Genomic DNA, 8,699 nt, shown 5'->3' on the forward strand with positions numbered 1-8,699 from the left:
AAATATGATTATGAAAAATTGTTCAAACTTCAAGCATTATTTACTAATGCTCACCTTGCTAGCGAGTATAGCATTAACAAGCTCATGCAAAGATAAGGAGGATATAGAACCCGTAGAAGAAACGGAAGAGGAAGACAATAATACAGGGGTGGCTGAGAGAATTTCGACTAATCTCTGGATCAAAGAGATCATGGATACCTATTACTATTGGCTTGAGGATATGAGACCCCCTATAGCCAACACCTCTGATCCCGAAGACTACTTCGAAGCATTACTATACACACCAACAGATAGATTCTCAGCTATTTATCCTAATTTTCAAGAATTAATCAATAGCCTTTCAGGTGTCTCCACAGAAGCAGGATATGAGATTGCGCTACTTAGAGAGAGTAGTACTAATAACAATGTGATCGCATTGGTATTGTATGTGAAAAAAGATAGTCCTGCTAAAGCTGCGAACATCCAAAGAGGAGACTTGATCACTCAAATCAACGGGACTACCATGACTCTTACGAACTATCAAACAGTACTTAGAGGTCGAAATACAGCACACAACGTGACACTCAGAAAGTTCAACGAAGCAGGAAGTTCTTTCGGTGCCCCTGAAACAGTTTCTGTCAATGCAGTAGAATTAGAAGAAAACCCAAACTTCTACCATTCAGTCATCACAGATGGAAGTCACAAAATCGGCTACTTAGTTTATCACTTTTTTGCTCCAGGTAAGATCGATCCAATATCAGGTGATACTGATTCAAGGTATGATGATGAAATGGCAGCAATTTTTGCAGAATTTAAAGCTGAGAATGTCAATCAGTTGATATTGGACTTCAGGTATAATGGTGGCGGATATGTATCAAGTGCCAACAATTTGGCAAGTTTAATTGTACCGAATTTCAGTCCAGAATTAGTATTTTCAAAAACGAGGTTCAATAGTTTCCTTTCTCGATTTAGCGATTTCCAAAATGTACAAACTAGGTTTACGCAAAAATCACAAAATATAGGTGATCAACTTGTTGATAAAAAGATCTATATCTTAACAAGCGGCAGAACTGCGTCAGCTAGTGAGCTGATAATCAACGGACTTAGACCATATCTTGATATTGTATTGATAGGTGAGACTACAACAGGTAAAAATGTAGGTTCTTTTGCAATTGAAGATGAGGATAATCCGAAAAACACCTATGGTCTATTGCCTATCGTATCGAAAAGTTTCAATAGTCTTAATCAGTCTGATTATAGCACTGGTTTCACACCCACGATTGAGGTGGATGAATTTGATTTTTTCCCATGGAGAGAGTTTGGTGACACTAGAGATCCTTTGTTACAAACAGCAATAAGTTCGATCAAGGGCAATATTAGTGGTGGAAGAATCAGAGGAAATGTAGAAGATAGAATGATGCTAGAGACATCTTTAGAAAGAAAGGCTAGGTTTGGTAGACAAATTGAAAGCTTAAATGATGTTCAACTAAAAACTTTAAAAAATAGATAAATAAAAGCTTCACTTACCTAAAGTATGATCGAAGTGAGTTTTCGAGATTTTGCAAAGCTCTTTCTCGAAAATCCGCTGAATTAAAATTTAATTGAGGCAATAAAATCAAATCATCAAAGCCATCTTGAATCCCTTCATTTCCTGAAGTAATCAAGATGGTTTTCTTTTTATATTTTGTGGCCATTTGAAGCAATTCATAACATGCCTTTCCTCCTACTGATTGGTCATCATATCGACCTTCTCCCGTGATTACCAGGTCTATTTCCTTTACTTTTTCCTCTAAGCTTAGCATGTCAAAAATCCAAGACGCACCAGAATATATAGAAACTGGAAAAAAATAACTCAATCCGTAAGCAATCCCTCCTGCTGCACCAAAACCAGCTTGATCACTAATCTTCAGATTTGATTTCTTTGAAAGAAGTGTCAAAACATTATTACATTCAATTTCTTTGTTCACAAATTCTACTTCTCGAAGTCCTTTCTGTGGTCCGAATGTTCGAAGCCCCCCATTCTTCCCGAAAAAATAATGGTTTACATCACATAAGCATATGAAAGAAATATTGAATCTTTTGATAGGTCTTTGGATATGGCTGATTTGACTAAGAAAATTATCTGAAAAAGGTACTAAATCACGGCCATTCTCATCCACGAAAGCAAAGCCTAAGGCGTGAAGGATTCCCATTCCTAAATCAATACTTGCAGTACCTCCTAAACCCAATACGATTTCACTTGCGCCAGACTCTATAGCTTTGAGAATTACAAGACCAGTACCATAAGTACTTGCAACATTAGGATTTAGGTGATCTGTATGGATAATACCGATACCAGAAGCAGAAGACACATCAATGTAAGCCCTCTTTTTCTCTCCATCCCAATAGAAAAACCCCATCTTTGATCTACCGATGGCATCTAGCACCATTAAATCTATCCTTTTCAGATCCAAATACTCTCCGAGTAACTCGCAAGTACCATCTCCCCCATCTGCTATAGGACAAATCGTTCGTTGAGATTTTGGCATCAACTCACTTAGCACAGAATCTATCACACCGCAAGATTGACTTGCAGTTATTGTACCTTTAAATGCATTTGAAGCAATTAGAATCTTCATCAAGACTTGTTCGCCATTCTATTAAAATAGTCCTTCGTAGCCGCTTTTACTTTTGGAGCAAGGTATATGGTGGATATCATAGTAGGAATAGCCATAATAGCATACATCCCATCTATAAAGCTTACTACTACTTCTAAAGACACCACAGCTCCTGCCACGATTGTCACCAAATAAAAATAATTATAATAATCAGCCCTTTTTGCTCCAAACAAGTAATTGAAACACTTGTGTCCGTAATAGGAATAAGTAAACATGGTAGAAAGAGCAAACACCAACACAGCGATCATGAGCAGGTATTTCCCAAAACCAGGAAGAGCCATCTCAAAAGCCGAAAGTGTGAGCCTGACACCGTCATTCTCTGTACTCTCCCACACACCAGTTAGCAAAATCACCAAGGCTGTAAGTGTACATACCACAACCGTATCTATAAATGGTCCCAACATAGCTATCATACCTTCCCTTACTGGCTCATTGTTTTTGGATGCACCATGTACCATAGGGGCTGTTCCTATTCCAGCCTCGTTTGAGAATGCTGCTCTTCTTGCACCGATCACAATCACGGCACCAACAGCACCACCCAGCACCGATTCTCCTGTAAATGCATCTGTAATGATCAAGCTGAGCATCTCTGGGACATTCCCAATGTATTGGATCAAAATAATAATCACTGTAACAAAATACAAGCCGACCATAAAAGGAACTAGTCTAGAAGCCACCAAAGCGATTCGCTTGATTCCACCTAAGATTACACCAGCTACAATGATCATCATTCCTATTCCCAACATCCACTTTGTCGATTCTCCATAATCAAGATTATTAGGTTCCAAAAGAACGGATCTGATTACAGTTGTCAATTGATTGGCTTGGAAAATAGATAGCAAACCAAGAACTCCAGCGACTGAAAATAAAACCGCTAATGGTTTCCACTTTTTACCCATACCCTCTTCTATCACATACATGGGACCTCCTTGAATCTCACCATTGGAATCCTTTCCTCGAAACATTATAGCCAAACTGCAAGAAAAATATTTAGTAGCCATACCCACGAAAGCTGACATCCACATCCAGAAAATTGCTCCTGGACCGCCCATGTTGATTGCTATTGCCACACCACTGATGTTGCCAAGCCCTACAGTCGCTGCAATCGCTGCTGACAATGCTTGCCGTGAAGATATCTGACCAGGCATGTTCTGATCATCGTACTTGCCTTGAACTAGCTTGATGGCATGGCCTAACCTTCTGAACGGTAAAAAACCAGAATATACAAATAATATAAATCCTCCCCCCATCAACAACACCAACATGGGTGTATCCCATATCCAATTACTAAAATTAATGATTAAATCTCCCATCATGTTTTGAAATGAAAGACCATATTAAAACGATTTTTTTGTTTTTGCAATCCTTAGCAATAGTTATAAAGTAATTAGAGAAAAAATATATATCTTGGAATTCAAACTATTGCTTAACCTATTAATACAAATGGAAAAAAACAGTAAACCCCAAAATCAAAATTCAAGACGAAATTTCATAAAATCATCAGCTACAGCACTGGCTGGTTTTTATTTTGTTCCTAGGCATGTACTTGGAGGCCCAGGCTTTGTCGCACCTTCAGACAGACTAAGAGTAGCTGGAATAGGTGTAGGAGGTATGGGCGGAGGAGATGTGCGAGGAGTATTCAATTCCGGAAAAGTGGATTTCGTATCCTTATGCGACGTAGATGATGGTAGAGCTGCTCGCAGTGTAGCTGATCACCCAAAAGCAAAATATTACAAAGATTACAGGGTAATGCTCGATAAGGAGCATAAAAATATTGATGCTTTGACTATCTCCACCCCAGATCACATGCATGCTATACAAGCCATGGCAGCAATGCAATTAGGCAAGCATGTGTATGTCCAAAAACCGCTATCTCATGACATATATGAAGCTAGGGCTTTGACTCAGGCAGCAGAGAAATATAAAGTCGTCACTCAAATGGGAAATCAAGGCTCCTCGGGCGATGGCGTAAGAAAAATGATGGAATGGTACAAAGCTGGACTAATCGGAGAAGCTACAAAAGTACAATGCTGGACAGACCGTCCCGTATGGCCACAAGGTATCGCTTGGCCAAGTCAGCCAGCAACTCCTCCAGAGGACCTAGACTGGGATCTTTGGCTAGGTACAGCTCCTGAAAAACCTTATGTAGCCAATCTGATCCCATTCAACTGGAGAGGATGGTGGGACTATGGTACTGGCGCACTTGGAGATATGGCTTGTCATATTATGGAAGCTCCATTCCGAGTGCTAGAACTAGGATACCCCGAATCAGCCGAATGTAGTGTAGGCTCAGTTTATGTTGGAGAGTTCCAAAGAGGATATTTCCCAGAAAGCTGTCCTCCATCTTCTCATATCACCTTAAGATTCAAAAGAAATGGAAAAGAGGATTTGGAATTTCATTGGATGGATGGTGGGATTCAACCAACCAGACCTGAGGAATTGGGAGCCAATGAAAGGATGGGTGATGGAGGTAATGGGGTGATCATAGAAGGAACTAAAGGCAAAATGATGTGTAGCACCTATGGTAGAGACCCCAAATTGCTTCCTACTTCTAGGACAAGTGAAGAGAATGTAGCAGAAACATTATACAGAGTTCCAAATGGTGAGTCAGGACACTACAACAATTGGGTAGATGCTTGCATAGCGGGTTATGGAAGTCAAGAATTCAAACAATTAAGCTCTCCTTTCTCTATTGCTGGGCCATTGACAGAATCTGTTCTTATGGGTAACTTGGCTATTAGAAGTTACGATTACAGGATTCCAAAAGCAGAAGGAAATGGCTATGATTATCCTGGTAGAGGTATCAAGCTTCTCTGGGATGGAGATAATATGAAAGTGACAAATTTTGAAGCCGCAAATCAGTTCGTAAAACGAACTTATAGAGATGGATGGGATTTAGGAGTCTAATCAAATAGCCGATCCTAACAAGTTCATCAAAAGGAGCAGTGAATTTTACTGCTCCTTTTTCAATTACTTGAATCAATTTTTTTAGTAGATTTAGAAGCAATTTTCCAAAAATAAATCTTTATACCATGGTCAAACCCCTACTTTTATCCATTAGTCTGCTAGCAAATATCTTGGCAATTCCTTCTGAAAAATCCATCAAATCTGAGATCAAAGAAGTCACTGTATATCAAAGTGGTGCTCAAATTTCTGAAAAAAGCAGTTTTACCTTAAGCCCTGGAGAAACAGTCCTGACGATACGTGGAAAGTCCTCTTACATTGACAGCAAAAGTATTCAAGTAAAAGGTTTTGGTGAATTCACCATTTTAGCGGTCAATGTTCAGTCAAATTTTTTGGAAGAAAAAGCCAATAGTTCAAAAGACAGTCTAATATCTATATTGGATAAAGAGAAAAGTAACCTGCTAAGACTTCAAGCTCAAGCAGAAGTTTTAAGAGAAAAGATGACAGTCTTGAACACCAACAAAAACCTTGGAGGTCAAAACATTGGTTTAAGTATGGTACAATTAAAACAAGCACTAGATTTTTTCGAAAAAGAAATAACATCCATAAAAAATGATGAAATCACCAATAGGCAAAATACCAATGCGACTACCGAAAAAATTCAAAGACTAGAAAAACATTTGAATGAAAACACAAGCAAACCTATCACCCCTGTCAATGATATCCTTATCAAAGTAAGTGTTGAAAAACAAGTTTCAGGGGAGTTATCTATTTCCTATTTGGTCAATAATGCAGGATGGTTTCCAAAATATGACATAAGAGCCATAGATATTTCAAAACCTCTTCAGGTAAATTACAAAGCAGAAGTATGGCAAAATACAGGAAATGACTGGAACAATGTAAAGCTTAAATTTTCCAATGCTACCCCACAAAAAAGTGGTGTAATTCCTGAATTGAAAAAATGGGAACTCACTTATGCAAGACTTACTACTTTTGATCAAAATATCTATAAAAATACAGGTTTCGTAAGCGGAATGGTTACAGATAGTGAAGGTCTACCAATACCTGGGGTGAGTATAAATGTAAAAGGATCTGCAATAGGAACTGTGACAGACATTAATGGTCAATACAACCTGACATTACCTTCATCAGCACAAAGGTTGATTTATTCATTTATTGGTTTTAGAAGTAAAGAGCTAAATATTTCGAGTGATTTAATGAATGTAATGATGGAAGAGGATATGGAAACGATAACTGAAGTAGTGGTTGTGGGTTATGATGCAATAGTAGGAAGAAGTCCCGGTTTACAAGTCAGAAATTCTCGACCCCAAACGCCCATTTTAAGTAAATCATTAGATATAGAAACTACATCCATAGAGAACCAAACTACAGTAGAAATAGCTGTTGACAAACCATACACCATTTTATCCAATGCAGAAAAGCTACTTGTGGAACTGAAAAAACATGAACTTGAAGCAACATATCAATATTTTGCGATACCCAAAAAAGATAAAGACGCATTTTTGATTGCTGAATTAGTTGATTGGGAGAAGTATAACCTATTGCAGGGAGAAGCTAATTTATACTTTGAAGACACTTATATAGGTAGAACTATATTAGAAGCTGAAAGTTTAAAGGACACCTTGTCCATTTCACTCGGTCGTGATAGAGGTATAATTATAGAAAGAGAAAAAATTGAACAAAATGCCACAAGGAAATTAATTGGATCAAATTATACTGAATCTAGAGCATATAAAATCACTGTAAAAAATAACAAGTCATCCGAAATAAACATTAAAATACTTGATCAATATCCCATATCAATAGTAAGTGACATCGGCATAACGCTATTAAAGTCAGCTAATGGAAATGTAAATAAAGATACAGGAGTGATCGACTGGATATTGAATTTGAAACCTGGAGAACAAAAAGTATTAGAACTTGCATATGAGGTCAAATATCCGCGGAAAGAAAAAGTAATACTAGATAGATAACCAATTAATATATAGACAGATGTGTTTATTTCAAAAAAAAATAAATACATTTATCTAATCAATAAAATATTCTATTTCTATTTAACCTTTAAATTTTAAATAACATGAGAAAAAATTACTTTATATCAATGATTCTATGCCTTCTCTTTTTAATAAGTTGTGAAGGATTAGAGGGGCCTCAAGGTGACCAAGGCCCTCAAGGAGAACAAGGATTGCAAGGCCCAGCTGGTGCTACTGGACCACAAGGTCCCGCTGGTGCTACAGGTGCTACAGGTGCTACTGGCCCGCAAGGTCCCGCTGGCCCACAAGGACAACAAGGACAACAAGGAGCTCCTGGAGGAATAAATTTTGAAATTTATAATTATCCTGCACACAATTTTGCTTCAAATGCAAATAGGTTTATTGATATACCCAACATTGGTTCTCAAATTGATGATGTTACTTTTTTGGCATTTTTGATAGATTCTTCCGTTGGTGTAACTTATCCTATCCCCGGCCCAGGTAGCTCAGCCACTTCAATGTACAGGTTTTGGTGGTTACGAATTGGCAATGCCATAAGTGTCAGAATAAATAGGTATTCAGGACCTGGGGAAACTTATACACTAAGGTTTTTGAAGTTACCTTTGGTAAACAACCCTGGAGGCAGAGCAACATTACCAGATATTGATCTCACAGACTATGATGCGGTGGTAGCTTATTATGAAAGCTTACAGAATTAAAAATTTCGATTATACACACCTTTGCTAGGAGTATCTCATCAATGGAAAAATTGGATTCTATTGGGCAATTTCCATGAATTTCAAACATCTATTAATTTCTAAACTACCAAATCGCTATTTTCAATAAGCTACTGCCAAAGTTATGTGTATCCAAATTAAAAAATAATTAATTTTGAATTTTTACAATATTTTAAAGGCTTCAATTAAGAAAGAACTTTAAGAGTACTAATGCCTTCCTCTCTACTTAGGGCTTCTTGGAAAATTCGTCAGGAATTAGAAAGTAGGGTTTAAACTAAGCTCTACTTTCTTTTTTTATGTGTTTGACCCTTGATCCACGAGTCAATTTCGGATTGAAAAAGTACAATTTAGGATTAGTTTTTGTATGAAAATGACTCGGATTTTCCGTATGGACACACCTATCCCAATAAGTTGCTTTTTGGATGCTT

Annotated in this window: 6 protein-coding genes; 4 read left to right on the forward strand and 2 right to left on the reverse strand. The window is 37.6% G+C overall.

Annotated features, from left to right (window positions below):
- Positions 1-10: 10 nt before the first annotated feature.
- Positions 11-1,489 carry a S41 family peptidase gene (locus MM214_RS14345; RefSeq protein WP_241296338.1) on the forward strand — a complete coding sequence of 493 codons (1,479 nt, stop codon included), beginning with the start codon at positions 11-13 and terminating at the stop codon, positions 1,487-1,489.
- 13 nt (positions 1,490-1,502) lie between these two features.
- Here MM214_RS14345 and MM214_RS14350 read toward each other — a convergent pair whose 3' ends face one another.
- Together MM214_RS14350 and MM214_RS14355 are read right to left on the reverse strand one after the other, a co-directional pair.
- On the reverse strand, positions 1,503-2,597 hold the full coding sequence (locus tag MM214_RS14350) for a glycerate kinase family protein (RefSeq protein ID WP_241296340.1): 1,095 nt from the start codon (positions 2,595-2,597) through the stop codon (positions 1,503-1,505).
- Positions 2,597-3,949 carry an alanine/glycine:cation symporter family protein gene (locus MM214_RS14355; protein ID WP_241296352.1) on the reverse strand — a complete coding sequence of 451 codons (1,353 nt, stop codon included), beginning with the start codon at positions 3,947-3,949 and terminating at the stop codon, positions 2,597-2,599. The genes MM214_RS14350 and MM214_RS14355 overlap by 1 nt, the downstream gene beginning before the upstream one ends.
- A gap of 130 nt (positions 3,950-4,079) precedes the next feature.
- On the opposite strand from MM214_RS14355, the gene MM214_RS14360 reads away from it, so the two are divergent.
- The 3 genes from MM214_RS14360 (at position 4,080) to MM214_RS14370 (ending at position 8,253) form a co-directional block, all read left to right on the forward strand.
- Positions 4,080-5,543: a Gfo/Idh/MocA family protein gene (locus tag MM214_RS14360; RefSeq protein WP_241296342.1), complete on the forward strand. Its 1,464-nt coding sequence runs from the start codon at positions 4,080-4,082 to the stop codon at positions 5,541-5,543.
- Positions 5,544-5,668: 125 nt separating this feature from the next.
- Complete coding sequence (locus MM214_RS14365) at positions 5,669-7,534, forward strand: DUF4139 domain-containing protein (protein ID WP_241296344.1); 1,866 nt, start codon at positions 5,669-5,671, stop codon at positions 7,532-7,534.
- A gap of 104 nt (positions 7,535-7,638) precedes the next feature.
- Positions 7,639-8,253, forward strand: coding sequence for a collagen-like protein (locus tag MM214_RS14370; RefSeq protein WP_241296346.1), 615 nt, complete (start codon positions 7,639-7,641; stop codon positions 8,251-8,253).
- Positions 8,254-8,699 lie beyond the last annotated feature (446 nt).

Source organism: Belliella kenyensis (assembly GCF_022549675.1).
Taxonomy (GTDB): domain Bacteria; phylum Bacteroidota; class Bacteroidia; order Cytophagales; family Cyclobacteriaceae; genus Belliella; species Belliella kenyensis.

Coding starts and splice junctions, on each gene's coding strand:
- MM214_RS14345 (WP_241296338.1), top strand. CDS start 11: ATGAAAAATTGTTCAAACTTCAAGCATTATTTACTAATGCTCACCTTG.
- MM214_RS14350 (WP_241296340.1), bottom strand. CDS start 2,597: ATGAAGATTCTAATTGCTTCAAATGCATTTAAAGGTACAATAACTGCA.
- MM214_RS14355 (WP_241296352.1), bottom strand. CDS start 3,949: ATGGGAGATTTAATCATTAATTTTAGTAATTGGATATGGGATACACCC.
- MM214_RS14360 (WP_241296342.1), top strand. CDS start 4,080: ATGGAAAAAAACAGTAAACCCCAAAATCAAAATTCAAGACGAAATTTC.
- MM214_RS14365 (WP_241296344.1), top strand. CDS start 5,669: ATGGTCAAACCCCTACTTTTATCCATTAGTCTGCTAGCAAATATCTTG.
- MM214_RS14370 (WP_241296346.1), top strand. CDS start 7,639: ATGAGAAAAAATTACTTTATATCAATGATTCTATGCCTTCTCTTTTTA.